This window comes from Pseudomonas sp. RtIB026 (assembly GCF_016861355.2).
GTDB lineage: Bacteria > Pseudomonadota > Gammaproteobacteria > Pseudomonadales > Pseudomonadaceae > Aquipseudomonas > Aquipseudomonas peradeniyensis.
Map to the genome: position 1 here is coordinate 3,237,808 of NZ_AP023348.2, position 26,576 is coordinate 3,264,383.

The 26,576-nt window shown below is 65.6% G+C and carries 27 protein-coding genes; 9 read left to right on the top strand and 18 right to left on the bottom strand.

The features are described 5' to 3' along the window. Positions 1 to 123: 123 nt before the first annotated feature. From garD to pvdM, 6 genes are all read right to left on the bottom strand, one after another. Positions 124 to 1,677: a galactarate dehydratase gene (gene garD, locus PRtIB026_RS14385; RefSeq protein WP_203646948.1), complete on the bottom strand. Its 1,554-nt coding sequence runs from the start codon at positions 1,675 to 1,677 to the stop codon at positions 124 to 126. 78 nt (positions 1,678 to 1,755) lie between these two features. Beyond that, the gene (locus PRtIB026_RS14390) at positions 1,756 to 3,111 is read right to left on the bottom strand and encodes an MFS transporter (protein ID WP_267812261.1); all 1,356 of its coding nucleotides are present in this window, start codon (positions 3,109 to 3,111) and stop codon (positions 1,756 to 1,758) included. 102 nt (positions 3,112 to 3,213) lie between these two features. Then, positions 3,214 to 4,125, bottom strand: coding sequence for a 5-dehydro-4-deoxyglucarate dehydratase (kdgD, locus tag PRtIB026_RS14395; RefSeq protein WP_203646947.1), 912 nt, complete (start codon positions 4,123 to 4,125; stop codon positions 3,214 to 3,216). A 448-nt stretch (positions 4,126 to 4,573) separates the two neighbouring features. Then, positions 4,574 to 5,383 (bottom strand): gamma-glutamyl-gamma-aminobutyrate hydrolase family protein, encoded by an 810-nt coding sequence (locus PRtIB026_RS14400; RefSeq protein WP_203646946.1) that lies wholly within the window; start codon positions 5,381 to 5,383, stop codon positions 4,574 to 4,576. A gap of 431 nt (positions 5,384 to 5,814) precedes the next feature. After that, positions 5,815 to 7,095, bottom strand: a complete 1,281-nt coding sequence (locus PRtIB026_RS14405; RefSeq protein ID WP_203646945.1) for an aminotransferase class V-fold PLP-dependent enzyme — start codon at positions 7,093 to 7,095, stop codon at positions 5,815 to 5,817. Beyond that, positions 7,088 to 8,458 carry a dipeptidase gene (pvdM, locus tag PRtIB026_RS14410; protein WP_203646944.1) on the bottom strand — a complete coding sequence of 457 codons (1,371 nt, stop codon included), beginning with the start codon at positions 8,456 to 8,458 and terminating at the stop codon, positions 7,088 to 7,090. Before pvdM ends, PRtIB026_RS14405 begins: the two co-directional genes overlap by 8 nt. Before the next feature lie 182 nt (positions 8,459 to 8,640). On the opposite strand from pvdM, the gene PRtIB026_RS14415 reads away from it, so the two are divergent. Next, the gene (locus PRtIB026_RS14415; RefSeq protein ID WP_232855340.1) at positions 8,641 to 9,066 is read left to right on the top strand and encodes a hypothetical protein; all 426 of its coding nucleotides are present in this window, start codon (positions 8,641 to 8,643) and stop codon (positions 9,064 to 9,066) included. A 62-nt stretch (positions 9,067 to 9,128) separates the two neighbouring features. Here the strand turns inward: PRtIB026_RS14415 and pbpG are convergent, their stop codons facing one another. Next, on the bottom strand, positions 9,129 to 10,055 hold the full coding sequence (gene pbpG, locus PRtIB026_RS14420; RefSeq protein WP_203646942.1) for a D-alanyl-D-alanine endopeptidase: 927 nt from the start codon (positions 10,053 to 10,055) through the stop codon (positions 9,129 to 9,131). Between the two features lie 184 nt (positions 10,056 to 10,239). On the opposite strand from pbpG, the gene PRtIB026_RS14425 reads away from it, so the two are divergent. Further along, positions 10,240 to 10,665 carry a GNAT family N-acetyltransferase gene (locus PRtIB026_RS14425; RefSeq protein ID WP_203646940.1) on the top strand — a complete coding sequence of 142 codons (426 nt, stop codon included), beginning with the start codon at positions 10,240 to 10,242 and terminating at the stop codon, positions 10,663 to 10,665. 67 nt (positions 10,666 to 10,732) lie between these two features. On the opposite strand, the gene PRtIB026_RS14430 is transcribed toward PRtIB026_RS14425, so the two are convergent. From PRtIB026_RS14430 to PRtIB026_RS14440, 3 genes are all read right to left on the bottom strand, one after another. Next, positions 10,733 to 11,548 carry a protein phosphatase 2C domain-containing protein gene (locus PRtIB026_RS14430; protein ID WP_203646938.1) on the bottom strand — a complete coding sequence of 272 codons (816 nt, stop codon included), beginning with the start codon at positions 11,546 to 11,548 and terminating at the stop codon, positions 10,733 to 10,735. A gap of 60 nt (positions 11,549 to 11,608) precedes the next feature. Beyond that, positions 11,609 to 12,217, bottom strand: a complete 609-nt coding sequence (locus PRtIB026_RS14435) for a hypothetical protein (RefSeq protein ID WP_203646935.1) — start codon at positions 12,215 to 12,217, stop codon at positions 11,609 to 11,611. Positions 12,218 to 12,300: 83 nt separating this feature from the next. After that, the gene (locus tag PRtIB026_RS14440) at positions 12,301 to 12,792 is read right to left on the bottom strand and encodes a GNAT family N-acetyltransferase (protein ID WP_203646933.1); all 492 of its coding nucleotides are present in this window, start codon (positions 12,790 to 12,792) and stop codon (positions 12,301 to 12,303) included. A 155-nt stretch (positions 12,793 to 12,947) separates the two neighbouring features. On the opposite strand from PRtIB026_RS14440, the gene PRtIB026_RS14445 reads away from it, so the two are divergent. The 3 genes from PRtIB026_RS14445 (at position 12,948) to PRtIB026_RS14455 (ending at position 14,196) form a co-directional block, all read left to right on the top strand. Next, positions 12,948 to 13,319, top strand: a complete 372-nt coding sequence (locus PRtIB026_RS14445; RefSeq protein WP_203646931.1) for a VOC family protein — start codon at positions 12,948 to 12,950, stop codon at positions 13,317 to 13,319. Beyond that, positions 13,316 to 13,630, top strand: coding sequence for a DUF2388 domain-containing protein (locus tag PRtIB026_RS14450; protein ID WP_274235421.1), 315 nt, complete (start codon positions 13,316 to 13,318; stop codon positions 13,628 to 13,630). Before PRtIB026_RS14445 ends, PRtIB026_RS14450 begins: the two co-directional genes overlap by 4 nt. Positions 13,631 to 13,716: 86 nt before the next feature. Beyond that, positions 13,717 to 14,196: a VOC family protein gene (locus PRtIB026_RS14455; RefSeq protein WP_232855334.1), complete on the top strand. Its 480-nt coding sequence runs from the start codon at positions 13,717 to 13,719 to the stop codon at positions 14,194 to 14,196. Between the two features lie 12 nt (positions 14,197 to 14,208). Here PRtIB026_RS14455 and PRtIB026_RS14460 read toward each other — a convergent pair whose 3' ends face one another. Further along, complete coding sequence (locus PRtIB026_RS14460) at positions 14,209 to 14,895, bottom strand: GNAT family N-acetyltransferase (protein WP_267812267.1); 687 nt, start codon at positions 14,893 to 14,895, stop codon at positions 14,209 to 14,211. A 59-nt stretch (positions 14,896 to 14,954) separates the two neighbouring features. Further along, the gene (gene argC / locus PRtIB026_RS14465) at positions 14,955 to 15,884 is read right to left on the bottom strand and encodes an N-acetyl-gamma-glutamyl-phosphate reductase (RefSeq protein WP_203646928.1); all 930 of its coding nucleotides are present in this window, start codon (positions 15,882 to 15,884) and stop codon (positions 14,955 to 14,957) included. Between the two features lie 275 nt (positions 15,885 to 16,159). Between argC and PRtIB026_RS14470 the strand changes: the two genes are divergently transcribed. After that, on the top strand, positions 16,160 to 17,041 hold the full coding sequence (locus PRtIB026_RS14470) for a LysR family transcriptional regulator (RefSeq protein ID WP_203646926.1): 882 nt from the start codon (positions 16,160 to 16,162) through the stop codon (positions 17,039 to 17,041). A 43-nt stretch (positions 17,042 to 17,084) separates the two neighbouring features. Here the strand turns inward: PRtIB026_RS14470 and PRtIB026_RS14475 are convergent, their stop codons facing one another. From PRtIB026_RS14475 to PRtIB026_RS14500, 6 genes are all read right to left on the bottom strand, one after another. Next, on the bottom strand, positions 17,085 to 17,867 hold the full coding sequence (locus PRtIB026_RS14475) for an amino acid ABC transporter ATP-binding protein (protein ID WP_096047910.1): 783 nt from the start codon (positions 17,865 to 17,867) through the stop codon (positions 17,085 to 17,087). Positions 17,868 to 17,890: 23 nt separating this feature from the next. Next, a complete protein-coding gene (locus PRtIB026_RS14480; RefSeq protein WP_234561128.1) occupies positions 17,891 to 19,135 on the bottom strand; it encodes an NAD(P)/FAD-dependent oxidoreductase in 1,245 nt (414 codons plus the stop codon). 16 nt (positions 19,136 to 19,151) lie between these two features. After that, complete coding sequence (locus PRtIB026_RS14485) at positions 19,152 to 19,862, bottom strand: ABC transporter permease (protein ID WP_203646925.1); 711 nt, start codon at positions 19,860 to 19,862, stop codon at positions 19,152 to 19,154. Then, positions 19,859 to 20,578 carry an ABC transporter permease gene (locus PRtIB026_RS14490; RefSeq protein WP_203646924.1) on the bottom strand — a complete coding sequence of 240 codons (720 nt, stop codon included), beginning with the start codon at positions 20,576 to 20,578 and terminating at the stop codon, positions 19,859 to 19,861. The genes PRtIB026_RS14485 and PRtIB026_RS14490 overlap by 4 nt, the downstream gene beginning before the upstream one ends. Positions 20,579 to 20,682: 104 nt before the next feature. Next, positions 20,683 to 21,435, bottom strand: a complete 753-nt coding sequence (locus PRtIB026_RS14495; RefSeq protein WP_203646923.1) for a transporter substrate-binding domain-containing protein — start codon at positions 21,433 to 21,435, stop codon at positions 20,683 to 20,685. 26 nt (positions 21,436 to 21,461) lie between these two features. After that, entirely contained in the window at positions 21,462 to 22,334 is an 873-nt protein-coding gene (locus tag PRtIB026_RS14500; protein WP_203646922.1) for a MurR/RpiR family transcriptional regulator, read from the bottom strand. Between the two features lie 143 nt (positions 22,335 to 22,477). On the opposite strand from PRtIB026_RS14500, the gene PRtIB026_RS14505 reads away from it, so the two are divergent. The 3 genes from PRtIB026_RS14505 to PRtIB026_RS14515 all read left to right on the top strand — a co-directional run bounded on the left by PRtIB026_RS14505 (position 22,478) and on the right by PRtIB026_RS14515 (position 26,523). Next, positions 22,478 to 23,503, top strand: coding sequence for an Ldh family oxidoreductase (locus PRtIB026_RS14505; protein WP_267812273.1), 1,026 nt, complete (start codon positions 22,478 to 22,480; stop codon positions 23,501 to 23,503). 334 nt (positions 23,504 to 23,837) lie between these two features. Then, on the top strand, positions 23,838 to 24,863 hold the full coding sequence (locus tag PRtIB026_RS14510) for an IS110 family transposase (protein ID WP_203646920.1): 1,026 nt from the start codon (positions 23,838 to 23,840) through the stop codon (positions 24,861 to 24,863). A gap of 463 nt (positions 24,864 to 25,326) precedes the next feature. After that, positions 25,327 to 26,523, top strand: coding sequence for an aromatic amino acid transaminase (locus tag PRtIB026_RS14515; protein ID WP_203646918.1), 1,197 nt, complete (start codon positions 25,327 to 25,329; stop codon positions 26,521 to 26,523). The last annotated feature ends 53 nt before the right edge of the window (positions 26,524 to 26,576 follow it).

Sequence of the window (26,576 nt, forward strand, 5' to 3'; positions counted from 1 at the left end):
GGGGAAGTTGGGGGGCGCTTTGCGCCCCTTTCGCGGCACAAGGCCGCTCCTACAAGGGGGATGCGATCTACTGTAGGAGCGGCCTTGTGCCGCGAAAGGGCTGCGCAGCAGCCCCAATATTCATCAGGTAATAGGTGCCGGATTGAACAGGGTGATGTCGTTGTGCAAGCCATGCTGCTCGGCCCAGGTGCGCTTGCGACCGCTGGCCACGTCGAGGTAGTAGTGGAACAGCTCCCAACCAAGCTCCTCGATGCTCGCCCGGCCACTGGCGATGCGCCCGGCGTCGATGTCGATCAGGTCCGGCCAGCGCTGGGCCAGTTCGCTGCGGGTGCACACCTTGACCACCGGTGCCATGGCCAGGCCGTAAGGCGTGCCGCGACCGGTGGTGAACACATGCAGGTTCATCCCGGCGGCCAGCTGCAGGGTGCCGCAGACGAAGTCGCTGGCCGGGGTGGCGCAGAAGATCAGGCCCTTGTGCGTGACCCGTTCGCCCGGGCCGAGCACGCCCTGGATGGCGCCGCTGCCGGACTTGACGATCGAGCCCAGGGATTTCTCGACGATGTTGGACAAGCCACCTTTCTTGTTGCCTGGCGTGGTGTTGGCGCTGCGATCCGCCGCGCCCTGTTGCAGGTAGCGGTCGTACCAGTCCATCTCGCGCACCAGCGCCTCGGCGACTTCCGGCGTTTCGGCGCGGGAGGTGAGCATGTAGATGGCGTCGCGCACCTCGGTGACTTCCGAGAACAGCACGGTGGCGCCGGCGCGCACCAGCAGGTCGGCGGCATGGCCCAGGGCGGGGTTGGCGGTGATGCCGGAAAAGGCGTCGCTGCCGCCGCATTGCATGCCCAGGATCAGCTCGCTGGCCGGCACGGTTTCGCGGCGGCGCTGGTCAAGCTTGCGCAGGCGGGTTTCGGCCAGGGCCATGATCTGCTCGATCATCTCGACGAAGCCCAGCGAGGCGTCCTGCAGGCGGTATAGCCAGGGTTCGCTGAGGTCCACGGACGGGTCGTCCTCGTGCATCACCTGGCCGGCCTGGAGTTTTTCGCAGCCCAGGCTGATGACCAGCGCCTCGCCGCCCAGGTTGGGGTTGCGCGCCAGGTTGCGCACGGTGCGAATCGGGATGTAGGCATCGCGGGCGTTGATCGCCACGCCGCAGCCGTAGCTGTGGGTGAGGGCGACCACATCATCCACGTTGGGGTATTTGGGCAGCAGTTCGTCGCGGATACGCTTGACCGCGTGGTCGAGCACGCCGGTCACGCACTGCACGGTGGTGGTGATGCCGAGGATGTTGCGGGTGCCGACGGTGCCGTCGGCATTGCGATAGCCCTCGAAGGTGAAGCCTTCGAGGGGCGCCTGGGCGGCGGGCACGGCGTCGCAGCGCGGCAGGCTGTCGAGCTCGGGGGCGGCCGGCATCGCCAGTTGATCTTCCTTGACCCAACTGCCCTGGCGCAGGTCTTCCAGGGCATGGCCGATGACCTGGCCGTAGCGGCGCACCGCCTCGCCCCGGCGGATATCCGCGGTGGCGACCTTGTGGCTCTGCGGAACGCCCTCGACCAGGGTCAGGCCGTCGGCGAAGCGCGCGCCTTCACCCAGGCCGCCGTCGTTGACCACCACCACGACATTGTCGTCAGGATGCAGGCGCACGTAGCGGGGCGACTCGGAATGTTCGATCAACTGCATGGTCAGGCCCTTCTTGTCGTTTCTTTCAGGCTTCTTGTACGCCAGCCTGCGCCCGGGCAGGGCGCAGGCGTGTTTCACTCAATGGCGCGAAGTGGCGAGTTCAGTGGTGGGTGCTGCTTCCTGCTTCGGGTTGTCCTTGAGCTCGATGCGCTTGATCGGACCGACGATCACCAGGTAGCTGAACACTGCCACCAGGGCGTTGGCGCCCACGTACACCAGGGCCCACTTGAACGAGCCGGTGGCGCTGATGATGTAGCCGATGACGATCGGCGTGGTGATCGAGGCGATGTTGCCGAAGGTGTTGAACAGCCCGCCCGACAGCCCGGCGATCTGCTTGGGCGAGGTGTCGGCGACCACCGCCCAGCCCAGCGCGCCGATGCCCTTGCCGAAGAACGCCAGGGTCATGAAACCGACCACCATCCATTCGGCCTCGACGTAGTTGCAGAAGACCATGGTGGTCGACAGCAGCAGGCCGCAGACGATCGGCAGCTTGCGCGAGAAGGTCAGCGAGTTGCCGCGGCGCAGCAACCAGTCCGACAGCACGCCGCCAAGCACGCCGCCGATGAAGCCGCACACTGCCGGCAACGAGGCGATGAAGCCGGCCTTGAGGATGGTCATGCCGCGTTCCTGCACCAGGTACACCGGGAACCAGGTGAGGAAGAAGTAGGTGATGGCGTTGATGCAGTACTGGCCCAGGTAGACGCCCAGCAGCATGCGGCTGGTCAGCAGTTGCTTGATATAGCCCCATTTCGGGCCGTCGTTGCCGCGTTTCTGGTCCATGTCCACCAGGCCGCCGTTCTGTTCGATGTGCTCGAGCTCGGCGGCACCGATGCGCGGATGCTGGCGCGGGTTGTAGATGGTCTTGAGCCACACCGCCGAGAACACGATGCCCAGCGCGCCCATCACCACGAACACATGTTCCCAGCCGAAGGTGAAGACGATCCAGCCCATGATCGGCGCGAACAGCGCGGTGGCGAAGTACTGCGCCGAGTTGAAGATCGCCGAGGCGGTGCCGCGCTCTTGCGTCGGGAACCAGGCCGCGACGATCCGGGCATTGCCGGGGAACGACGGCGCTTCGGCGAAGCCGACCAGAAAGCGCAGGGTGAACAGCGTGACCACCGCCCAGGCCACCGGCAGGCCGCCGACAAAGCCCTGCAGCAGGGTGAACAGCGACCAGGTGAAGATGCTGAAGGCGTAGACGTTCTTCGAGCCGAAGCGGTCAAGCAGCCAGCCGCCGGGGATCTGCCCGGCCACGTAGGCCCAGCCGAAGGCGGAGAAGATGTAGCCGAGGGTGACCGCGTCGATGCCCAGGTCCTTCTGCAGGCTGGAGCCGGCGATGGCGATGGTGGCGCGGTCGGCGTAGTTGATGGTGGTCACCAGGAACAGCATCAACAGGATCAGGTAGCGCACATGCGTCTTTTTCGTCGCTTGCATGCTGGTTACTCCCACTCGTTATTTTTATACGGGGATCGGTTGTGGGCCGGAGCAGGGTGGCCCTGCTCCGGCGGCGGCATCGGCAGGCCGCAGGGCGTTCGCTTATTGCGGGCCCATCTTGTCCATCAGCGCGGCGAGCATCTCGTACTCCTGCGCGGTCAGGTCGGTCAGCGGCGTGCGCACGGGCCCGGCGTCGTAGCCGGCGATCTTCGCCCCGGCCTTGACGATGCTCACGGCGTAACCGGCCTTGCGGTTGCGGATGTCCAGGTACGGCAGGAAGAAGTCGTCGATCAGCCTGGCCACAGTGGCGTGATCGTCGCGGGCGATGGCGTGGTAGAAGTCCATCGCCGTCTTCGGCACGAAGTTGAACACCGCCGAGGAGTACACCGGCACGCCCAGGGCCTTGTACGCCGCAGCATACACCTCGGCGGTGGGCAGACCACCCAGGTAGCTGAAGCGATCACCCAGGCGGCGACGAATCGACACCATCAGCTCGATGTCGCCCAGGCCGTCCTTGTAGCCGATCAGGTTCGGGCAGCGCTCGGCCAGGCGTTCCAGCAGGTCGGCGTTCAGCCGGCAGACGTTGCGGTTGTATACCACCACGCCGATATTCACCGCCTTGCACACCGCCTCGACATGGGCGGCGACGCCGTCCTGGCTGGCTTCGGTGAGGTAGTGGGGCAGCAGCAGCAGGCCTTTGGCGCCGAGGCGCTCGGCCTCTTTGGCGTATTCGATGGCCTGGCGGGTCGAGCCGCCGACGCCGGCGAGGATCGGCACCGACGTGGCGCAGGTGTCGACGGCGGTCTTGATCACCTGGCTGTACTCGCTGGCGGCCAGGGAGAAGAACTCGCCGGTGCCGCCGGCGGCGAACAGCGCGCTGGCGCCGTAGGGGGCGAGCCATTCCAGGCGCTTTACGTAGCCGGCCGGGTTGAAGTCGCCGTGGGCGTCGAAGTCGGTGACGGGGAACGACAGCAGGCCGTGGGAGAGGATGGATTGCAGTTCTTGTGGGGTCATTGTTGTAGGCATCCTGTGGCGCTTGGAGGAGGGGGAACCAAGGCGAGAGGTAAGTTATCGTACAACTACAATCATGACTAGTCCCTCGCGGTAGAAATTTTGAATCCATCCCGCCATGACAGCGCCAACCCCTGTAGGAGCGGCCTTGTGCCGCGAAAGGGCCGCACAGCGGCCCCGGAATTTCGGCGTTGAGCCACGATCGCCGGGGCCGCGTTGCGACCCTTTCGCGGCATAAGGCCGCTCCTACAGGGGAACGCGTAAACCCGAGAATTTGGCAGAGGAGTGTTGTCGTATGACTTGTGGAGGAGGAGAAAAAAAGATCGCGGAGACAGGCACAAGCCCGCCGCCCGCTTCCACGGGAAGTGTTCTGGGACCAGCAGAGGGTGACCGGGGAAACGGGGGCGGTATTGCACCGCCCCGCGATCAAAGCTAACGAAGCTTCAGTGGATCAGGCAGCCTGGTGGTGCTTGACCTGGGACTTGCGGACCTGGGCGCGGCAGGCGTCGCCGAAGGCCTGGAACATCTTGATCGAGTCGGGGTTCTTCGCCGCCTGCCACTCCGGGTGCCACTGCACCGCGAACAGGAAGGGCGACAGGCTCGGGGCGTGGATCGCCTCGACCAGGCCGTCTTCGGCATGGGCGATCGGCTCGATGCCGGCACCCAGGTTGCGCAGGCCCTGGCCGTGCAGCGAATTGACGCGGATCTCGTCGGTGCCCAGGGTATCGCGCAGCCAGCTGCCTGGCTTGATCTTCACGCTGTGCACCGCGGCGTACTGGACTTCGACCGGATCTTCCGGGTTTTCCCGGTGGTCGTTGAAGCCGGGCTCGGCGTAGACCTTCTGGTAGATGTCACCGCCCAGGGCCACGTTGATTTCCTGCATGCCGCGGCAGATGCCGAAGATCGGCAGGCCGCGCTTGATCGCGGCCTTGACCAGCGGCATGTCGAACAGGTCGCGGTCTTTGTCCTGGCCCTTGCCGGGGGTCTGGTTTTCCTGGCCGTAGAGGCTCGGGTCGATGTTGCTGCCGGCACCGGTCAGGTAGACGCCGTCGGCCATGTCCAGGTAGGTCTCGAGGTCTTCGACGCCACAGCAGGTGGGCACCAGGACCGGGACGCAACCGGCGAAATCGACCAGCGGGGTGATGTATTTGTGGGTCATGACCTGATAGTCATGGCCTTTGCGCTCTTGGCTGCCCATGGTCATCAGGACGACGGGTTTGCGCAGGGAGGGTTGCTTGTTGCCAATGTTGCTGTTGGACATATGTCACCTTGAGACAGGTCATGCCTGTCGTTGTTGTGCAGGCGCACGGCCGGGGCCTTCAGTGCTGCCTGGAGCCCCGAGCACTGCCGGCTCGCCTTGCAGGCGATGTCGGTCGGGGCCTGACTCCTAGCTTGCCAGAGCCGTTCGATATGTCAAACGAGTGGCGGGGCGCCCAGGCGCCGGTTTCCGGGGGATTGAGATGTTCAAGGCCTTGGCTGGCAAGGGTTTGGCGGGGGTTTAGGTCAATAATATTTAACGATGCAGTTGGCTCATTGCGCCGGTGCAATGATCGCTCGTGCACGTTGGTTTTTCGCCGACAAGCAGGCGTACGGCACAGTCCGGGCCGTGTCTGTCTGCAGGCATGCCTGCAAGGGAAGTTGGACTTGTCGGCGAAAGGGCCGCAGAGCGGCCCCATTACAGCAGGAGGCGTTTCAACCGATCTGCTTGCGCAGTAGCGCCATGGCCCGATCGATCTGTTGCTCGTCGTTGAGCAGGCTGGGCGCAAAGCGGATCACCGGCCCGACGTCGCGGTCCACGGCATCGACCATGACCTTGTTGGCGTTCAGGTAGGCCGCCACGGCATCGGGATCGCGGTCCTTGATGCGCAGGAAGGTGAAGCCGGCGGAGAACTCACGGCTGACCGGGGTCACCAGCTCGATGGCGCGGTGCTCGGCCAGGCGTGCCTTGAGGTAGTCGTTGAGCTGATGGATACGCGCCTGGACGTCGGCCTTGCCCAGGGCAAGGTGCAGCTTGAAGGCCTCGCCCAGCGCCCAGCGGTGCTCGAAGGCGTGGTAACCGCCCGGGGTCATGATGGTGCCGAAGTCCTCGTTGCGCGAGAAGGTGGCGAAGGTCGGCGTCAGGTGCTGCATCTGCTCCGACGCCGCACAGATGATCCCCGTGCCCCGGGGGCCGAACATCCATTTGTGGGTGCCGGCGATGAACCAGTCGCAGTTGAAGTCGGCGAAGCGCACGTTTTCCACGCCGAAACCATGCACGCCATCGACCACGTAGAGGATACGATCAGCCTCGTCGCGGTTGCGATTGTGCTGGCGCACCAGTTCGCCGATGGCGCCCACCGGCAGCTTGACGCCGCTGCCCGAGTGCACCCAGGTCATGCCCAGCACCCGGGTCTCGGGGCGGATGCTGCGGTCGATCAGGCTCAGGACCCGATCAGTGGAGACCTCGCCGGGTTTGTCGAACAGGCGCAGCTTGCGCACCTGGGTGCCGTGCTGGCGCTGGCGGAACGCCAGGCAATTGTGGGTCGAGTAGTGCTCGTGCTCGGTGGTGAGGATTTCCTGGTGCGGCGCCACATGCAGGCCGCCGTAGATCATGCCGAGGCCCTCGGTGGTGCTGCCGGTCAGGGCAACCTGGCGCGGACGCACATCCAGGTAGCGGCCCGCCCATTCGCGAACCTCGTCCTCGCGTTGCCATTCGTACTGGCTTTCCCAGTCCATGCACAGGGCCGGGTTGCGGTCGAGGGTGGCGCGGTGGCGGTCGATCGCTTCCTGCACCGGGCGCGGGTGGGCGGTAATCAGGAAATTGGCGAAGTGCGCGACATCGGGGGCCAGGGGGAACAGTTGGCGCAGTTGGCGCCATTTATCCGGGCCTTGCAGTGTCGGGGCTGCCGGTTCGGCGGCCAGGGCACCGGGCAGCAAGGGCAGGCTGGCGGCCAGGGCGGCGGCCTGCTTGAGGAAGGCGCGCCGGTCAGTCATGGCGAGCTTCCCGGTTGTTGTCGAGCAGGGCCACCGGGTTGGCGGCTTTCTGCACTTGCCCCCACACACGCAGGAAGTTGCCCGCCCAGAGTTTGGCGATATCGGTTTCGGAATAGCCGCGGGTCAGCAGCTCGGCGGTGACGTTACGGATCTCGCCGACGTTCATGAAGCCGGTGACGCCGCCGCCATCGTTGAAGTCGGAGCTGATGCCGACATGGTCGATACCCATCTTCTTCACGGCGTAGTCGATGGCATCGACGTATTCCTTGAGGCCGGCACGGGGCTCTTCGTCGACGATGGCGTAAAGGCTGCTGGCGTATTCGCCGAAGCGCGCCTCGGGCCAGATGGCGATGATCGGGTCGCCTGGCATCAGCGCGTTGGTCAGGCCTTGCAGCGGTTGCAGGTCGAAGCGCGCGCGCAGGGCCTCGAGTTTTTCCAGGGTCGGCTTGCTCAGCGGCTTGAGGTAGGTGGTGAAGGCCACGACCTGGAGCACGCCGCCGCTGTCCTTGATCAACTGCATCTCCTTGTCGGAGAGGTTGCGCGGGATGTCCACCAGCGCCCGCGGCGCCGAGTGCGAGGCGACGAACGGGGCGCGGCTCAGGCGGGCCACGTCTTCCAGGGCCAGGGTGGACATCTGTGAGACGTCGATGATTACGCCCAGGTCGTTGAGCCGCTTGACCGCCTGCTCGCCCAGTGGCGACAGGCCGCCGAAGGCGTCGGGGGTGTCGTTGAAGAACGGCAGCGGGCGCGAGGAGTCGGCCCAGGCGTTGTTGCCGGTGTAGCTGAAGCCGAACATGCGCATGCCGCGCTTGCTCCACAGGTCGAGCTGCGACAGGTCGTTGCCCAGCGGGTAGGCGTTGAGCATGCTGATGAAGATGGCGAACTTGCCTTCGCCGTTCAGGCGGCGGAAGTCCTCGGGGGTATAGGCGATGCCGACCTGGTTGGGGAAGTCGCGCACGATCCCGCTGATGATCTTGTAGCGCACTTCCTGCTGGTTGCGGGCCTCGTCGACGAAGCCCGGGGTCGGACGGTGCGGTGCGTTCGGGCCGTTCCACAGCTCGGGCCAGCCGAAGACGGTCAGCGCCGCGCCCGACAACCGGCCCTTGGCCGCCTTGGCCAGGTCGAACTGACCACGGCCGTCCTTGTCAGCCTCGTAGCCGTCGCTGCCGTAGCCCAGCGGCACGGTGACATGGCTGTCGAAGGAGAGCATGTGTTCGTGCAGTTCATTGGCCTGCTGCACGATGGCGCGGGGATAGCCGCTGTCCTGCTTCCAGAAGTAATAGCCGGCGGCGCCACCCAGGGCGGCCACCAGGGCCAGGGGCAGGCCGATGTACAAGGCTTTGCGGGAACGGGTCTTGGTCATTGCCATCTCGTTGCGGGGCTGATCGGGTCGGCCTGTCGGGTCGCCAGGGGCGCCAGGGCATGGCTCGGGTATGTGGTGGACGAATGACGAGGGGGTAAATTTATCGGCGTAAAGCCATCAAGTCTGCCGTGGCGCGGCCGATAGCGCTGGTATTGAAAGGACCCACCACGGAGGATTAGGGAATGGTAGGTATCAACAGTGCGACGATGGGCGTGATCACCAGTGTGGCCAACGCCCAGCCCGCAGAAAAGAAAGAAAAGCCGTTGACGAGCGTCGCGGTGGACCTGTCGGGTGAAACCACCCCGGGCAAGGCCGAGGAGGCCAAGCAGGCCGAGGGCGGTGAGGGCAGCGGCGAGCCGGGGCACATTACCCAGCTGCGCGACATGATCAAGCAATTGCAGAAGCAGCTTGCCGAAGAGCAGAAGCAACTGGCGATGATTGCCGAGCAAGAGATGGACGAAACCTCCAAGCTGGCCATGATCACCGCCAAACAGGCGAGCATCGCCACCCTGAGCGGGCAGATCCTGGCCGCCACGCAACAGTTGCTCGAAGCGTTGACCAAGACTGGCGGCAGCAGCGCCGGTGGCATGATCGCCACCCAGGCCTGAGACCCATACCGGTAAAGCAAGACGCCCCGCATCATGCGGGGCGTCGTCGTTTCAGCGGTGTGTCAGTCCTGCGCCAGGCGCGCGCGGCTCTGGCGCTCGCTCTTGTACTGCATGGCCACCGCCGGCGCCGGCTTGGCGCTGCCGGTCTCCAGCCACTGGCGCATGCGGCTGGCATCGGCGAAGTGGGTGTACTTGCCGTAGGCGTCGAGAATCACCATGGCCACCGGACGGTTGTCCATCTTCGTCAGCAGCACCAGGCAATGCCCCGCTTCGTTGGTGAAGCCGGTCTTGGTCAGGGCGATGTCCCAGTTGCTCTTGTTCACCAGGTGGTCGGTGTTGCGAAAGCCCAGGGTGTAGTTGGGCTTGCGGAACGCCACGGTCTTCTCGCGGGTGGTCGACAGCTCGCTGAGCAGCGGATACTTGCGCGAGGCCATCAACAACTTGGCGAGGTCGTGGGCGGTGGACACGTTCAGGGTCGACAGGCCGGTCGGCTCGACGTAGCGGGTGCGGCTCATGCCAAGGCTGCGGGCCTTGGCGTTCATCGCCTTGATGAAGGCGCCATAGCCACCGGGGTAGTGGTTGGCCAGGGTGTTGGCCGCGCGGTTTTCCGACGACATCAGGGTGATCAGCAACGTCTCGCGTCGGTTCAGCTCACTGCCCAGGCGTACCCGCGAGTACACGCCCTTCATCTCCGGGTTGTTGGCGATGGTCATGCCGAGCATTTCGTCCATGGGCAGCTTGGCGTCGAGCACGACCATCGCGGTCATCAGCTTGGTGACCGAGGCGATGGGGCGCACGCGATCGGCGTGGCTGGCATACAGCTCCTTGTTGGTGTTGAGGTCGATCAACAGGGCGCTGCCAGAGGCCAGGTGCAGCTTGCTTGGGTCACGCTGGACCTGGGCCGGGGGTTGTGCAGCAGCGGTCGACGGTAGGGTCGCGGTACCTGTGAGCAACAGCAGCAGGCTGAGGATGGACAGGGAAGTTTTCACGTTGAGGCTCACTAAATGTTGGTATGTCGTTGGCTGTGCAAGGGTTTCCCCCAAAAAACCGTTGCATTTTGGAGTATGGTCGAACCGCTGTCGAATGCCTTATATCTAAAGGGCGCAACGTGAAGTAAATTTAATCCGGCGCGCTTTACGCCGCCTTCCTACGTGGTCAACCGGACGACCTGCCATGACGCTCACGATCGATTTCACCGACCAGGCCACCGGCCTGCATCACGATGCGATTCTCAAACCCCTGCGCGCCTTCAACGACAGCGTGATCGGTTCGCCCGGCGCGGCCACCGTCGCCTGGACGCTGCGCGATCCAGACGATGATGAGGTCGTTGGCGGGCTCTACGCCAGGCTCGGAGGGGGTTGGTTGTTCGTCGAGCTGCTGGTGGTGCCCGAGCGCATGCGCGGGCAGGGCAGCGGACGCGAGCTGATGGCCCAGGCCGAGGCGCTGGCGAGGGAGAAGGGGTGTTGCGGAATCTGGCTGGATACCTTCAGCTTCCAGGCGCCGGACTTCTACCGCAAGCTGGGGTTCGAGGTGTTCGGCGAGCTTGCCGACTTTCCGCCTGGGCATACCCGCTATTTCCTGCATAAACGGTTGGCGTAGCATCTCGCTCCTCACAGCCGGGGCTGCTTTGCAGCCCTTTCGCGGCACAAGGCCGCTCCTACAAGGGTCAACCCACCCGCAACCAGATCGCCGAGGCGTCGTCGCTCATCTTGAACCGCGGGTAGCGCAGGCATGCGGCATCGTCGTGCTCGATGCCGCGTAGTGTCCGTGCCAGGTCATCCAGGCCGTGGCTTTGCAGGCGCTCGATGAAACCAGCCGGGTCATAGGCCCGGTAGGTATCGAACAGCGCCGCGAAGCCATCGCTCATCAGCAGCACATCGTCACCCACGGCGACTGGCGCTCGGTTGTAGAAGGTGCCCTCACGGGACAGCTCGGCATCGACGCCGAGCACGGCCCGGGGCCGCTCGCGAGCGCTACGGCGGTCGGCCAGCACCGCTGGGGTGCGCACGCCGTGGGCGCCGGTGCCGGGGCCGAGTGCGGCGGCTTCGGCTTGCTCGGCCTCGCGATCGGGCTCGGGGGTGAGGAAGCGGATGCCTTGCGCGCTGCGATGCAGCACCACGCAGTCGGCCAGGTGCGCGCAGACCAGTTCTCCACCCTCGATGGCCACTGCGGCAAAGGCGGCGCGCGGCAGTTCCCAGGTGGCCAGGGGCTCGCGCCGGCGATCCTGCCGGTAGGCCTGGGCAATAGTATCGAAAACTGTCTCGCAGACCTGTCGCAGTGGCCCCGAGGCCGTGGCGAAGGCGCGCTGGGCCGTGGCCGAGAGCCACGCCGCGCCGCCGCGCTCGCCGAGCAGGCCGGGGGCGCCGAGGTCGGTGGCGCCGTCTATGACCCAGGCGTGGCAGTCGGCGTTGCCGATACGGTCGTCATTGGGCACATCGGGCTTGCCAGCCAGGCACAAGCTCTGGATCAGGTCGAAATGCATGTCGGGCTCCAGGTCGGTGGGATCACCGACCTTGAGCCCTGCGCCGTCGCGAGTCAAATTTCACGGTCTGGGCGTGCGGTCCCAGCAATGACTGTCCAGGTCGCAGATGCCGAATTGCCGGTCCATCAGCGCCATGCGTCGCAGGTGGGCGTCGAGGATGTCGCGGCCTACTTCGCTGTCGATGATATAGCGGCTGTAGCGCTCGATCAGGCGTTGCTTCCAGGCATCGCGGGTAGCCGCGTCCAGGGTGTCGGGCGCAATGGCCAGGCGTTGCAGGGTGGTGTCGTCGACGCGCTTGAGCTGGTCGCTGAAGGTGGCGATGTAACGGGCGCGCTGTGCTTCCTTGTGACGGGAGGCTTCGGCATCGAAAGTATCGAGATTGCGTTGCCATTGCGCCCAGTAGGCATCCGGCAACTTCAGGTCGCGTTTCTGGCGCAATGCGTCGACGATCTGCGCGTTGCTCTGGCGCGGTGGTGGCTGTCGGTCCTGGCTGGCCAGTGGGTCCTGGGCCAGGATCTGTGTGATCCAGGCCGTGCGGGCTTCGCTATCCGGTTGAATCGGACCGAGCGGCGCTGAGTCGGTGGCGTTCGAGCTTGGCAGGCCGTTGCAGCCGGTGAGTGACAGCAACAGCGACAGAGCCAGCAGGGCTGGCAGGTTGTGGCGCAACATGAATCTTCCTTGAGTAACTGCACAATCGTGCATCCGATCGGATGCACGAGGGGTATCGGCTCTTGCCTGGCCGACTTGAGCGTTCAGCCGAGGGCCTTGGCCATTTCCGTGGTTGCCGCCCAACCCAACCCGGCGTAAACCGGCCTGCCCACGTCGGTGGCATGAAGCACGGCGAAGTCCAGGCCGCGCTCGGCGAACTCCGATTCGGCGAGGCGCATCAGTTTCGAGGCCAGGCCCTGATGCCGATGGGATGGCTCGACATAGACATTCAGCACGTAGCCGCGCTGTTCCTGATCGGGGTGGGCCGGATGCGGCGGCCACTCGATCGTCATCAGGCCGATCGCGGCCACTGGTTGCATGTCGCCCAACAGTACGAAACCGTAATAGCGACCGTCCGCCAGGCGCGTCCATAGCCAGGGCCCAAAGTGCTCGGTCATGGTCTTCAGGCGATGCGGGTCGCCACCGGCTTCCAGAAACATGGCCTCGCGATGGGCGCAGACCATGGCATGGTCGCCCGGCAACAGACGGCGCAGGGTCAGGCCGGGAAAGTCGATGGCGGGCGGCAGGTCGTTCATGGCAGTTACCTTGGGTCGAAGACCTCGATCCTAGGCGTGTACGGCGCCAGCGGTTAGATACAGATGGCCGGCAAACGCGGCATACAGCCCCTTGCCGCTCCCCGGGTTTGCGGCGATGATCCGCCGCAAACCGTTTACCGACGAGGAGGTTCCGCATGCCTGTTGCCCCGCTTTTGCGCTGCACCGACCTTGACGCCACCCGCCGTCATTACCGCGATGTGCTGCAATTTACCGTCGCCGACACCGCGCAATCGACCCTTACCGTCCAGTTGCACGACTGCCGCCTGCTGTTCACCGAGGACGACCTGTGGCGGCTGCCGCCGGGGTGTGCCGGGACCTTCTATCTGGTGGTCGAGGATGTCGACGGCTATTACGCACAAGTTCGCGAGCTGGCGGATATCGCCTGGCCGTTGCACGACACGGAGTATGGTTCGCGGGAGTTCGGCGTGCGTGATTGCAATGGCTATTACCTGGCCTTCAGCCAGCGGCACGCCGACGTCGCGCAAGCCGCACGGGTTGCCTCGTGATCCTGCGCGGCCGAGCATTGCTGGCGATGTTGCTGCTTGCCGGCCCGGCCTTGGCCATGGACGGCAAGGGCAACTCGAGCGACCACTTCACCGTCGGCTCGAGCCTCGCCACCGCAGCGGTAAGCGGCTCCACCAGCCATCCGACGCGTACCTACCAGGCCGCCCGCGACGATGCGTTGCTGTTCATCGCCAGCGACGGGCGCCTGCGCGGCGCACGGCTGGAGCAGGCCTTGGACGAGTACCGCCAGCTGCATCCGGTGAGCGCGCTGAGCGATCGTGAGCTGGCCCAGGCGTTCGCCTGCCAGGGCTGATGGCTTGAGCCGCTGATCGGTCCGCCCTGGCATGCCAGGACAGGCGGCTAGACTCGTGGGCAACGAGTCCCGCCAGGAGTCCGATCATGACCGCCAAGAACAGCATTTGCCTGTGGTACGACAGCGACGCCGAGGTGGCGGCGAACTTCTACGCCAGCACCTTCCCCGACAGCCGGGTGACCGCCGTGCACAAGGCGCCCGCCGACTACCCCTCGGGCAAGGCGGGCGATGTGATCACGGTGGAGTTCACCGTGATGGGCATCCCGTGCATCGGTCTCAATGGCGGCCAGGCGTTCAGCCACAGCGAGGCCTTTTCGTTCCAGGTGGCGACCGATAGCCAGGAGGAAACGGATCGCTACTGGGACGCCATCGTCGGCAACGGTGGCAGCGAGAGCGTGTGCGGCTGGTGCAAGGACAGGTGGGGGCTGTCCTGGCAGATCAGTCCGCGGGTATTGACCCAGGCGGTGGCCAGCCCCGATCGCGCCCTGGCGAAGCGGGCGTTCGAGGCGATGCTGCAGATGGGCAAGATCGACATTGCCACGATCGAGAAGGCCATCAAGGGCTGAAGGCGAGGCGCCTCAATGCACGGTCTTGCGTTCCCTGACGCACGCCCGTGCCTGTTCCGTCAGGACGTCCAGCCGCTCGTCGCGCAGGCGCTCGGCATCTATCATCGCCGCCTCACCCTGTTGCTTGAGCAGGTAGGCGTGGATCTGCCGGACTTCGACGGTCTGGTAGATCGGCGCGATGTCCAGCCGCCCGATCAGCGCGCCGCTGGCCTGCCCGGTACTGCTCATCAACACCTGTGGGCCGGTACAGGCGACCACCTGCAGGCCCATGTTCTCGAACCATGGCACCTGCTGGGCGAAAGTGCTCATCTCGACGCAGGCATAGCGTTCACGCACTGCGTGCAGCAGGCCACGGGCGATGCCCTGGCGGCGGTGGCTGGGGGCGACGGCGAGGTAGGCCAGGGCGCAGGCCTGCGGGTTGTCCTGGGCCGGCAGTACCAGGGCGAAGCCGAGCAACTGGTCCGGTGCCTCGGCATCCAGGGCCAGGGTCAGCTCGACGGCCAGGCCGCGGGTGCCGTCCAGTGCCATCAGGTACTGGTGCACCTCCAGGCCGACACCGTACTGGTACAGCGGGTAGAGTGGGTTGTCCGGGCTGATGGCGACGCTGCTGAGCTGGCCGACATGGTCGATCACCAGCTGGCGGATCTGGTTCTGGAAGGATTCGGGCGGCACGCCATCAAGGCGGCGGAGGATGAACATCGCGGGTCGGGCTCCGGCAGGATTGAAACACCCGCCCCGGAACGAGGCGGGTGATCATTCTAGCGCAGCCCGGCCAGCATGAGGTCGAGGTTCTGCACCGCGGCGCCCGAGGCGCCCTTGCCCAGGTTGTCGAACACCGCAGTCAGCAATACCTGGCCATGCTCGGGGTTGGCATACACGGCCAGGCGCAAGTCGTTGCTGTCGTTCAGCGCCTGCGGGTCCAGCGCCTGAGCTGGGCCGTGCTGGTGCAGAGGCATCACCTGTACATGGCGGGCACCCTGGTAATGCCGCTCCAGGCAGGCTTGCAGCTGCTCGGCGCTGACCCCGGGCAGCAGGCGCAGTTGCAGCGGGATGCTCAGCACGATGCCCTGGCGGTAGTCGCCGTAACCCGGCACGAACACCGGCCGCGCGCTCAGCCCCGCATGCTGCTGGATCTCTGGCACATGCTTGTGGGCGAGCTCCAGGCCGTATAGCTGGAGTGTCGGCAGGTAGGCGTCGCTGCGCTGCTCATGCCGCTCGACGGCGGCCCGGCCGCCACCGGAGTAGCCTGAGATGGCATGGATGCTCAGCGGATAGTCCGCCGGCAGCAAGCCTGCCTTGACCAGCGGATGCAGCAGGGCGATCGCGCCGGTGGGGTAGCAGCCGGGGTTGCTTACCCGGGTGGCCCGGGCAATGCGTTCGGCCTGTTGTTCGTTCAGTTCCGGCAGGCCATAGATCCAGCCGGGCGTGGTGCGGTGCGCGGAGCTTGCGTCGATCACCCGCACCGCCGGGTTGTGCAGGGTGGCCACGGCCTCGCGGGCGGCGTCGTCGGGCAGGCAGAGCACGGCGATATCGGCGCTGTTGATCGCCTCGCTGCGCCGCGCCGGGTCCTTGCGCTCGGCTTCGGGCAGGGTGAGCAGGCGCAGGTCCTGGCGGCCGTGCAGGCGGGCATGGATCTGCAGGCCGGTGGTGCCTTGGTCGCCGTCGATGAAGACGAGGGGCTGGTGCATGTCGGTGTTCCAGTGAAGAGAAGGAATGGCGTTATCCTCGTCGTTCGCTGGACGAAAGAAAATTTGAATATCATGATTGCCATGTTCAGTAATCCTGAATCTAAATCGCATGCCACTGTAGGAGCGGCCTCGTGCCGCGAAAGGGCTGCGAAGCAGCCCCAGGGTTGCCCGTTTGGCGCGAAAGTGCCGGGGCTGCTGTGCAGCCCTTTCGCGGCACAAGGCCGCTCCTACCTGAGATGTGCCAGCCGCTATTACTTCATCCGTGCCGAGACCCCATGCGAGAAATCAGCCTCGACCGCCTGCGCACCCTGGTGGTGATTGCCGACCGTGCCTCCTTTGCCGACGCCGCCCGTCAGCTCAACCTGGCGCCTCCGACCATCAGCCTGCACGTGGCCGAGCTGGAGGCACGCATTGGTGCGCCCTTGCTCACCCGCACCCGCGGCCAGGTGCGCCCCACGGCCATTGGCGAGACCTTGCTGACCCGCGCCCGGCGCCTGCTGGCCGACGCCGACCAGGCCCTGGACGAAGTGCGCCGCCAGGTGCAGGGCCTGACCGGGCGGGTGCGCCTGGGCGCTTCGACTGGCGCCATCGCCCACCTGTTGCCCCAGGCCCTGGAAACACTGCGGGTGGACCATCCGGGAGTCGACGTGCAGGTTCAGGTGCTCACTTCACAGGCCTCCCTGGCGCGACTGCGCGAGGGCACCCTGGACATCGGCCTGGTGGCGCTGCCGCAGGTGGCGGGCAAAGGGGTGAGGATCACACCGTGGCGGCGTGACCCGATCATGGCCTATGTTCCCGCCGACTGGCAGCCGCCTGCCCGGGTCACGCCGGCCTGGCTCGCGGCCCGGGCGCTGATCCTCAACGACAGCTCCACGCAGTTGTCGCGGGTGACCTCGGAGTGGTTTGCCGCGGCGGGGCTGTACCCCGAGCCGCGGATCGAGCTGAACTACAACGATGCGATCAAGAGCCTGGTGGCGGCGGGCTACGGCGCCACCTTGCTGCCGCAGGAAGGGGAGGTGCAGCAGTCGCCGCCGCGCATCGCCCGGCGGCCGTTGCGACCGGGGATGTGGCGCCAACTGGGGATCGCCTGTCGCGAGGGGCAGGTGGAGCGGGCGACGGAACATGTACTGGAGGCGTTGGGGCGGCTGCGTCAATGAAAAATGGCAGTACAGGCTGTCACTTGCCATTCACTGGAGAATGCTAGTGCAGGATCTGCTTGAGAAACGCCTGTGCCCGCGCCGTGCGCGGCTGGCCGAAGAACACCTCGGGTGGGCTGTCCTCGATAATCTTCCCGCCCTCGAGGAAAAGCACCCGCTCGGCCACCTGCCGGGCGAAGCCCATCTCGTGGGTGACGCACAGCATGGTCATGCCGGTGCCGGCCAACTGCACCAGCACATCCAGCACCTCGGCCACCATCTCCGGGTCGAGCGCCGAGGTCGGCTCGTCGAACAGCATGATCCTCGGTTTCATGCATAGCGCCCGGGCGATCGCCACCCGCTGCTGCTGGCCACCGGACAGCTGGCTGGGGTACTTGTGCGCCTGGCTCTCGATGCCGACCTTGCTCAAGTAGAAGCGCGCCCGTTCCTCGGCCTCCCGGCGCGACAGGCCGCGCACGCTCATCGGCGCCAGCAGGCAGTTGTCGAGCACGCTCATGTGCGGGAACAGGTTGAAGTGCTGGAACACCATGCCGATCTCGCTGCGCACCTGGTCGGCCTGGCGGCCTTTGCTGGCGAGGTCGGTGCCGGCCACGCGGATGCTGCCCTGCTGGGCGATTTCCAGGCGGTTGATGCAGCGGATCAGCGTCGACTTGCCCGAACCCGACGGGCCGCAGAGCACGATGCGCTCGCCCTCGCGCACCGACAGGTCGATATCGTGCAGCACATGGAAGGCGCCGTAGTGCTTGTTCAGGCCCTCGATGCGGATCAGCTCCGGGCGCGGATCGGGGGCAGGGTGCAGGCTGGCAAGGCTCAGGGGGGCGGTCATCTTGTTGTTCTCCCGCTCAAGGTTCAGTCGAAACGTGCGGCGCTGTAGGGCGCAGGGTCGGTGAAGGGGTGCTCGCCGGTCATCAATTCGGCCAGCAGGCGGCCGCTGACCGGGCCCAGGGTCAGGCCGTGGTGGGCATGGCCGAAGTTGAACCACAGGTGCTTGTGCAGGGGCGCCGGGCCGATCACCGGGCGCATGTCCGGCAGGCAGGGGCGGCGGCCCAGCCACGGCTTGTCGTCCAGGCGCTCGCCCAGGGCCGGGAACAGCCGGCGCGCCAGGGTTTCGCAGCGGCGCAGCTGGATCTCGTTGGCGGCGTCGTCGCTCGCCGCGAACTCGATGCCGGTGGTCAGGCGCACGCCACGGGCCATCGGCGCCAGGACGTAACCGCCCTGGGTGTCGCAGATCGAATGACCCAGCTCGGCGCCATCGCGGGTGGCGTAGTGCATGTGGTAGCCGCGTTTGATGCCCAGCGGAAAGCGGTAGCCCAGCCGCTCGTAGAGGTCGGCCGACTGCGGACCGAGGCAGGCCACCACTTCGTCGGCGGTCACGCTGCCGCGACGTGTGTCCAGCTGCCAGCCGTCCTCGACCTGCCGCAGGCTGCGGGCATCGCCGTGGAGGAACTGCCCGCCGCGCTGGACGAACAGCGCCGCATAGCCACGGGTCAGGCCGCCGGGGTTGCTCACCGTCTTCGGGTCGAGCCAGTGGATGCCGCCGATCACGCCACCGTCCAGTTGCTGTTCGCGGGCCTGCAGTTGTTCGCGTTCGAGGATCTCGTATTGCAGGCCGTAGCGGGCCAGCCCCTTCAGGTCGCGCTTGGCCTGTTCGAACAGCGCGGCATCACGGTACACCTCGATCCAGCCCTTGGCCTGCACCAGCCCTTGCAGGCCGGCGGCCTCGATCAGCGCATCGTGTTCCTCGACGCTGCGCTGCACCAGCGGCAGCATGTCGGCGGCAGCCTTGGCCAGGCGGCCGGGGGCGGACTGGCGCCAGTAGCTGAGCAGCCAGGGCGCGACCTTGGGCAGGTGGGTCAGGCTGTAGCGCACGTCGGGCTGGCGGTTCAGGCCGTAGCGCAGCAAGGCGCTCCACTGGCGCGGGAAGGCGTAGGGGATCACGCTGGAGCGCTCGATCAGCCCGGCGTTGCCATGGCTGGTGCCGCTGCCCGGTTCGTCGCGGTCGACGAGGATCACCTGGCGTCCGCGGGCCTGCAGGTGCAGAGCGGTGCTGACGCCGACGATGCCGGCGCCCAGGACGATGGTCTGGCAATGCATGAAAAGGTTCCTTCAATCAGTTCAGGTGGCGGCCCAGGCGGGCCTCCAGGTGTTTCAGGGTGCGCCGGACCACCTCGACGATCAGCAGGTAGAGCACCGCCGCCCACAGGTAGATCTGGAAGTCGAAGCTGCGCGAGAAGGCCAGCTTGGTCACCCCCATCAGGTCGTAGATGGTCACCAGCGAGGCGATGGCGCTGGCCTTGATCATCATGATCAGCTCGTTGCCCAACGGGCCGATGGCCACCAGCAGCGACTGCGGCAGCACCACCTTGAAGAAGGTGGTCGAGCGCTTGAGGTTGAGGGCCTTGGCCGCCTCGTACTGGCCCGGCGCGACGGCCATCAGGCTGGCGCGGAAGATCTCGGCCTGGTACGCGGCGGTGTTGAGGGTGAAGGCGAGCAGGGCGCAGTACCAGGCCTCGCGGAAGAACCACCACAGCCCCAGGTCCTGCCAGAAGCCCTTGAGCGAACCGAGCCCGTAGTACAGCAAAAACAGCTGGGCCAGCAGCGGCGAGCCGCGAAAGAAATACACGTAGCCCGCAGCCAGGCGTCGCAGAACGAGGTGCTGCGACATCCGCGCCAGGGCCAGGAGCATGCCCAGCAGCGCGCCGAGGGTGAAGGAGATCGCCACCAGCTTGGCGGTGACCAGCAGGCCATCGACGAAGCGCGCGCCGTAGCGCTCCAGCAGGTCGGGATCGAGCACGTAGGCCAGCAGTTGCTCCGGGCTCATGGGCGGGCTCCTTGCAAATGGCGGTTGCTGCGCCGCTCCAGCAGGGTGAAGACCCTGCCCGACAGCGCCGAGAACAGCAGGTAGACCAGGCAGGCGACGCCGTAGAACAGCATCGGCTCCTTGGTCACGCTGACCGCCAGGTTGGTCTGGCGCATCAGGTCGATCAGCGAGATGGTCGAGACCAGCGAGGTGTCCTTGAGCAGGCTCAGCCAGTTGTTCGACAGGCCCGGCAGGGCGATGCGCGTCAGTTGCGGCAACACCACCTTGAAGAATCCGGTGCGCTTGCTAAGGCCCAGGGCCGCGCAGGCTTCCAGCTGGCCCTTGGGCAGGGTCTTGAAGGCCATCAGCCAGATCTCGCTGGAGAACGCGGCGAACACCAGGCTGAAGGCGGCCATCGCGGCGAGGAAGGTGTTGATCAGCACTTCGCCCTGGTAGCCCATCGCGGCGAGGATCTTCTGCGCGGCGATCTGGCAGCCGTAGTAGATGATCAGCAGGGTGAGCAGTTCGGGCAGGCCGCGGAACACCGTGGAGAACGTGGTGGCCCAGGCCCGCGGCAGGCGTTTGCGCGAGCGCGCGGCCAGCGCCACCAGCAGGCCCAGCGGCAGGCCGATGGGCAGGCAGGCCAGGGCCAGCGATACGGTCACCAGCGCGCCGGCCAAGAGCGCCTGGCCCCAGCCGCCGCTGGCGAAAGAGAGCAGGGAGAGTTGATCGAGCATAGGTAACCCCCGGGATACAGGCGACCCCGTGGGAGCGGGCTTGCCCCGCGATAGCACCTGGTTGACGCAGGACGCCATCGCGGGGCAAGCCCGCTCCCACGAGATTACTGGTAGATATCGAAGGCGAAATACTTGCTCGCGATCTTCTGGTACGTGCCATTGGCCACGATCGCCGCCAGGGCCTCGTTCAGCCGCACGCGCAGGGCCTGGTCATCCTTGCGCACGGCAATCGCCGCGTCGGCCTTGGTGCCGTCGACGTCGCCGAGGATCTTGCAGCAGTCCTTGCCATTCTTGTTCAGCCATTCGTGCAGCGGGAACTTGTCGGCGATCACCCCGTCCAGGCGCCCGGCGGCGAGGTCGGCATTGGCCTCGTCCAGGGTCGGGTACAGCTTCACGTCCGCGCCGGCCTTGCCGTACACGTCCTCGGCGTAGATCGCCTGGGTCGAGGCGGACTGGGCACCAACCGTATAGCCCTTGAAGTCGGTCTGCGCGTCGCTGATCTTGCTGTCCTTGGCGACCGCCACGGTCAGCGGGGTGCGGTAGTAACGGTCGGTGAAGGCGATCTTGCGGCGGCGCTCCTCGGTGTCGATCATCGAGGCCACCACGGCGTCGTACTTGCGCGCCATCAGCGCGGGGATGATGCCTTCCCAGTCCTGGGCCACCAGGGTGCACTCGACTTTCATCTGCTCGCACAGGGCATGGGTGATGTCGATGTCGAAGCCGTGCAATTTGTTGTCGGCATCGACGTAGTTGAACGGCGGGTAAGCGCCTTCAGTGGCAAAACGCAGGGTCTCGGCACTGGCGCCGGCCGCCAGCAGCAGGGCGCACGCACCCACCACAGCCATGGTTCCTTTCATCTCGCACCTCGGTAGTTGCACTCTTGCTATTGTTGTTTGCCCGCCGGCCACGAGGTGTAGCCGACGAACTCGTTATGTAGAGCGGCAGTTGCTTCCAAGCGTCTTTCAACATCCGGTCCGAGCTTCTTGCAGACCTCGTTGACCATCAGGTGCACCCACGACAGCATGGTCGCGGTGGATTCCCAGAACAGGTTGAATTCGGTGGGGATGCGGAACACCTCGTCGGCGTTGGCATCGGCCCAGTCACAGAAGGTGTCGGTGACCAGGGTCACCGGGATGCCCAGCTCGCGGGCCTTGTGGCACAGCTGCAGGGCGTGGCGGGAATAGCGGCGCGCCTCGAATACCACCAGTGCACAGTCCTGCGGGCGCCCCAGCAGCACCTCGGCGAAATGTCCGGCGCTGCCGTCGACCAGTTGCACGCCGTCGCGCAGGTATTGCAGCAGGTGGCTCATGCACATGGCCACGCCGCGTTCGGTCTGAAAGCCTGCGACGAACACCCGCGGTTTTTCCGCCAGGCGCCGGGCGACCTGCTGCCAGGCTTCGCCGCGGCTGTATTCGTGCACGCGCACCAGCGCGGCCATTTCCAGCTCCAGGCTGCCCGAGCGCTGGTCGTCCTCGGGTTGCTGGCGGAACTCCTGCAGGCGGTCGCCCACCAGCCAGGGGCCGTCGCCGAGGTCGTTCTGCAGGTCCTGCTTGAGCGCCTTGAGGTGCGCGTAGCCCAGCGAGCGGCAGAAGCGGCCGACGCTCGACTCGCTCACACCCAGCTTGGTGGCGATGCTGGCCGAGGTCTGGAACGGCAGTTCGTGGAGGTTGGCGAGCATGTAGCTGGCGATCTGGCGGCCCGAGGCGGCAGCGGTGTGCAGGCTGCTTTCCAGGCGTTGCTTGATCGATTGGCTCATGGTCGGTTCCGGTTGATTTCTGGCGTGGAGGCCAAAATGGCTGTTTTCTGTCATCAAGTCAATATTTGACAGATAGCTGTCATTGGCGGGAAAGTCTGTGCAGTTGCGCTGTAGCGAATCCAATTCCAAGAAAGGAGCTCCAGATGTCTTCACCTTCCACCGGCCCTGTCGTGCGCGTGCCTTTTACCGAGCTGCAGGCGTTGCTGCAGTCGATTTTCGAGCGTCATGGCTGCAGCGCGGCGGTGGCCGCCGTGCTCGCCCACAATTGCGCCAGTGCCCAGCGCGACGGTGCCCACAGCCATGGGGTGTTCCGTATTCCCGGTTATGTCTCGACCCTGGCCAGCGGCTGGGTTGATGGCCGCGCCGAGCCGTTGGTGACCGACCTGGCATCCGGCTATGTACGGGTCGATGCCAAGGGTGGTTTCGCCCAGCCGGCGCTGGCGGCGGCCCGGCCGCTGCTGGTGGAGAAGGCCCGGGCGGCCGGCATCGCGGTGCTGGCGATCCACAACTCGCACCATTTCGCCGCGCTGTGGCCGGATGTCGAGCCGTTCGCCGACGAAGGCCTGGTGGCCTTGAGCGTGGTCAACAGCATGACCTGCGTGGTGCCACACGGTGCACGCAAGCCGCTGTTCGGCACCAACCCCATTGCTTTTGCCGCGCCTTGCGCCGGGCATGATCCGATCGTCTTCGACATGGCCACCAGCGCCATGGCCCATGGCGATGTGCAGATCGCCGCGCGGGCGGGCGAGCAGTTGCCGCCGGGCATGGGCGTGGATGCCGATGGCCAGCCGACCAGCGACCCCAAGGCGATTCTCGAGGGCGGCGCCTTGCTGCCGTTCGGCGGGCACAAGGGCTCGGCGCTGTCGATGATGGTCGAGCTGCTGGCGGCGGCGCTGACGGGAGGCAATTTCTCCTGGGAGTTCGACTGGTCGGGCCACCCAGGAGCCAAGACCCCCTGGACCGGGCAGTTGATCATCGTGATCGACCCGAGCAAGGCCGAGGGCGAGCGCTTCGCGCTGCGCAGCCGCGAACTGGTGGAGCAGATGCAGGCAGCCGGGTTGACGCGGATGCCGGGCGAGCGGCGTTATCGCGAGCGTGAAGTGGCCGGGCGGGAAGGGGTGGCGTTGAGTGAGCGGGAGTGGGGGGAGTTGCAGGGGTTGGCGGGGTGAACTGGCCCTTTGCTGGCTAAGGGGGAGGCGCCAAGTGTTCGACAGGAAAGATCCAGCGCCTGTGAGATCGAGCGCCGCCCGCGCGACGCAAGGCCGCTCCTACATCTGTTTCGGACCAGTCAATCCTGTGCCATTACCGAGTCCGCCTTGTTGGTATGACGCGGTTTCGGGGTGGGCACCACTGGCGCCTCACCTGTCTCAAGGCATGCACCAAGGCGGGCAACCATGGCCTGACAGGTTCGGCACGTTGCAACAAATAATGAAATGGCTACCCCCGCCCCACCCTGTGTCAGCCCTCTAAGCTTTCACAGGGTGCCTATCGGAGTGCAACGCCATGAACACTGTCGCCATCATCGCCATCGACCTGGGAAAGTTGAGCTTCCATGTACACGCTCAGGATGATCGGGGTCATGAGCTCTATCACCGCAGGTTCAACCGTGAGTCACTCATCCGCCACCTTGCCAATCTTGCGCCCTGCACGGTGGCGATGGAGGCCTGTGGTGGCTCTCATTTCATGGCGCGAGAGGTGACGAGACAGGGTCATACGCCCAAACTTATTCCCGCACAGTTCGTTCGCCCCTACGTGAAAAGCAACAAGAATGACTTTGCCGATGCTGCCGCTATCGGTGAGGCGGCAACCCGCGATCAGATGCGCTTCGTGCCTCCCAAAACCGAGGCCCAGCAGGCGCTGGCGATGCTCAATTCACTGCGCGACAGCTTCATCAGAGACCGTACTGCCACCATGAACCGCATCCACGCTTATTTGCTCGAGGTGGGGGTCAGTTTGGCACCCACCTTCAAGGCGGTCCGGGAGCTCCCCATTCTGCTGGACGACAGTACCTTCTCACCGTTGATCAAGAAGCTGTTGCTGGACCTACATGCCCACTTCCGCTATCTCGATGATCGGATCAAGGCTCTGGACAAGGAAGTGCATAGCCAGGCCGTTAGCGATGATCTTGCTTCCCGTTTGATGTCGATACCTTGTATTGGCCCGATCACCGCTACCGCCCTGGCTGCGGAATTGGGTGATGGTAAGCAGTTCCGCTGTGGGCGAAATTATTCAGCCTCCATAGGCCTGGTTCCCAGGCAGCACACGACAGGCGGCAAACCTTGCCTGGGGCGAATCAGCAAGCGGGGCGACGGCAATCAGCGACGACTGCTGATCCAGTGCGCGAGGGTCTATCTGATTGGGCTGGAGCGCAAAACCGGCAAGCTGGCGGACTGGGTACGTGGCTTGCTACGTGTTCACCACCCCAACCTGGTGGTGTGCGCTATCGCCAACAAACTGGCCCGAATCGCCTGGGCCATCACGGTACACCACAGCGAATTTGATGCAGGGTCAAGCGCCATGAACGCTTGACCCTGCAGACACACGAGTAACAACCCACCTGGTTTTGCGATGCTGCACACAGATGACGTGAACGGTATACCGGCCTGGCGATCAACCTGAGCTCCTACTCGGCTTCAGAAGCCGAACAAATATCTAGGCTCGTCGGGCGCGATTTTCATCGAGGCGCGGGACCAACCTCCCACACGACGCCGTATAGATTGACGCAAACCAAACTCACGCACATCTCAGTACAGTATTGCAGAAATGGGGGTAACCATAGATGTAGGAGCGGCCTTGCGTCGCGATGCGCCGCGCGGGCGGCGCTCGATCTCACAGGCGCTACATATTCTTCGTCGAGTATCTTGAAGCCCACCCCCGGCCTTGCACCCCTGCATCGACTCCTTGCACATCGGTGATGTTCCTCACGCCCCACTGCGGGTATCCTCGCTGGAGCCATCCCTGAACTGTCCTGATTTCCAAGGAGCTGCACGCTGTGTTCAAACATGTCGATGCCTATGCCGGCGACCCTATCCTCTCGTTGATGGAAACCTTCAAGGCCGACCCGCGCGCCGACAAGGTCAACCTGAGTATCGGCCTGTACTACGACGAAGCCGGCGTGGTGCCGCAGCTGGCGGCGGTGGGCGAGGTGGAGAAGCGCCTGGCCGGCCAGCCCCACGAAGCCTCGCTGTACCTGCCGATGGAAGGCCTGGCCGCCTACCGCCAGGCGATCCAGGCGCTGCTGTTCGGCGCAGATCACCCGGCTGTGGCCGATGGCCGCGTGGCCACCGTGCAGACCGTCGGCGGTTCCGGCGCGCTGAAAGTCGGCGCCGACTTCCTCAAGCGCTACTTCCCGGGCTCCGAGGTATGGGTGAGCAACCCGACCTGGGACAACCACCGGGCGATCTTCGAAGGCGCGGGCTTCAAGGTGCACAGCTACCCGTACTTCGACACCGCCAGCCGTGGCGTCGATTTCGCCGGCATGCTGGCGACCCTGCAGACCCTGCCGGCCAACAGCATCGTCCTGCTGCACCCGTGCTGCCACAACCCCACCGGCGTCGACCTGAACCAGCAGCAGTGGCAGCAGGTGGTCGAGGTGGTCAAGGCGCGCCAGCTGATTCCGTTCCTCGACATCGCCTACCAGGGCTTCGGTGAAGGCCTGGTGGAAGACGCCTACGCCATCCGCGAGATGGCCCGTGCCGGCGTGCCGTGCCTGGTCAGCAACTCGTTCTCGAAGATCTTCTCGCTGTACGGCGAGCGGGTAGGGGGCCTGTCGGTGGTCTGCGACGATGCCGCCACCGCCTCCAGCGTGCTCGGCCAGCTCAAGGCCACCGTGCGCCGCAACTACTCCAGCCCGCCCGCGTTCGGCGCCCAGCTGGTGGCCGGCGTGCTCGGCGACGCTGCGCTCAATGCCCAGTGGGCGGCGGAAGTGGAGGTGATGCGCAAGCGTATCCTCGATATGCGCCAGGGCCTGGTCGACCTGCTCGGCGAGCTGCTGCCGGGCCAGGACTTCCAGTTCTTCCTGCGCCAGCGCGGCATGTTCAGCTACACCGGTTTCAGCGTGGAGCAGGTGCGTCGCCTGCGTGACGAGTTCGGCGTGTACCTGATCGACAGTGGCCGGGTGTGCATGTCCGGGCTGCGTCCGGCCAACCTGCGCCAGGTGGCCGAGGCGTTTGCCGCCGTTCAGCGGTAACCGGCCTGGGGCCGCAGAGCGGCCCCTCCAGCACAACCCGCTTGTAAAGACAA

Coding starts and splice junctions, on each gene's coding strand:
- garD (WP_203646948.1), bottom strand. CDS start 1,677: ATGCAGTTGATCGAACATTCCGAGTCGCCCCGCTACGTGCGCCTGCAT.
- PRtIB026_RS14390 (WP_267812261.1), bottom strand. CDS start 3,111: ATGCAAGCGACGAAAAAGACGCATGTGCGCTACCTGATCCTGTTGATG.
- kdgD (WP_203646947.1), bottom strand. CDS start 4,125: ATGACCCCACAAGAACTGCAATCCATCCTCTCCCACGGCCTGCTGTCG.
- PRtIB026_RS14400 (WP_203646946.1), bottom strand. CDS start 5,383: ATGTCCAACAGCAACATTGGCAACAAGCAACCCTCCCTGCGCAAACCC.
- PRtIB026_RS14405 (WP_203646945.1), bottom strand. CDS start 7,095: ATGACTGACCGGCGCGCCTTCCTCAAGCAGGCCGCCGCCCTGGCCGCC.
- pvdM (WP_203646944.1), bottom strand. CDS start 8,458: ATGACCAAGACCCGTTCCCGCAAAGCCTTGTACATCGGCCTGCCCCTG.
- PRtIB026_RS14415 (WP_232855340.1), top strand. CDS start 8,641: ATGGTAGGTATCAACAGTGCGACGATGGGCGTGATCACCAGTGTGGCC.
- PRtIB026_RS14425 (WP_203646940.1), top strand. CDS start 10,240: ATGACGCTCACGATCGATTTCACCGACCAGGCCACCGGCCTGCATCAC.
- PRtIB026_RS14430 (WP_203646938.1), bottom strand. CDS start 11,548: ATGCATTTCGACCTGATCCAGAGCTTGTGCCTGGCTGGCAAGCCCGAT.
- PRtIB026_RS14435 (WP_203646935.1), bottom strand. CDS start 12,217: ATGTTGCGCCACAACCTGCCAGCCCTGCTGGCTCTGTCGCTGTTGCTG.
- PRtIB026_RS14440 (WP_203646933.1), bottom strand. CDS start 12,792: ATGAACGACCTGCCGCCCGCCATCGACTTTCCCGGCCTGACCCTGCGC.
- PRtIB026_RS14445 (WP_203646931.1), top strand. CDS start 12,948: ATGCCTGTTGCCCCGCTTTTGCGCTGCACCGACCTTGACGCCACCCGC.
- PRtIB026_RS14455 (WP_232855334.1), top strand. CDS start 13,717: ATGACCGCCAAGAACAGCATTTGCCTGTGGTACGACAGCGACGCCGAG.
- PRtIB026_RS14460 (WP_267812267.1), bottom strand. CDS start 14,895: ATGTTCATCCTCCGCCGCCTTGATGGCGTGCCGCCCGAATCCTTCCAG.
- argC (WP_203646928.1), bottom strand. CDS start 15,884: ATGCACCAGCCCCTCGTCTTCATCGACGGCGACCAAGGCACCACCGGC.
- PRtIB026_RS14470 (WP_203646926.1), top strand. CDS start 16,160: ATGCGAGAAATCAGCCTCGACCGCCTGCGCACCCTGGTGGTGATTGCC.
- PRtIB026_RS14475 (WP_096047910.1), bottom strand. CDS start 17,867: ATGACCGCCCCCCTGAGCCTTGCCAGCCTGCACCCTGCCCCCGATCCG.
- PRtIB026_RS14480 (WP_234561128.1), bottom strand. CDS start 19,135: ATGCATTGCCAGACCATCGTCCTGGGCGCCGGCATCGTCGGCGTCAGC.
- PRtIB026_RS14485 (WP_203646925.1), bottom strand. CDS start 19,862: ATGAGCCCGGAGCAACTGCTGGCCTACGTGCTCGATCCCGACCTGCTG.
- PRtIB026_RS14490 (WP_203646924.1), bottom strand. CDS start 20,578: ATGCTCGATCAACTCTCCCTGCTCTCTTTCGCCAGCGGCGGCTGGGGC.
- PRtIB026_RS14495 (WP_203646923.1), bottom strand. CDS start 21,435: ATGAAAGGAACCATGGCTGTGGTGGGTGCGTGCGCCCTGCTGCTGGCG.
- PRtIB026_RS14500 (WP_203646922.1), bottom strand. CDS start 22,334: ATGAGCCAATCGATCAAGCAACGCCTGGAAAGCAGCCTGCACACCGCT.
- PRtIB026_RS14505 (WP_267812273.1), top strand. CDS start 22,478: ATGTCTTCACCTTCCACCGGCCCTGTCGTGCGCGTGCCTTTTACCGAG.
- PRtIB026_RS14510 (WP_203646920.1), top strand. CDS start 23,838: ATGAACACTGTCGCCATCATCGCCATCGACCTGGGAAAGTTGAGCTTC.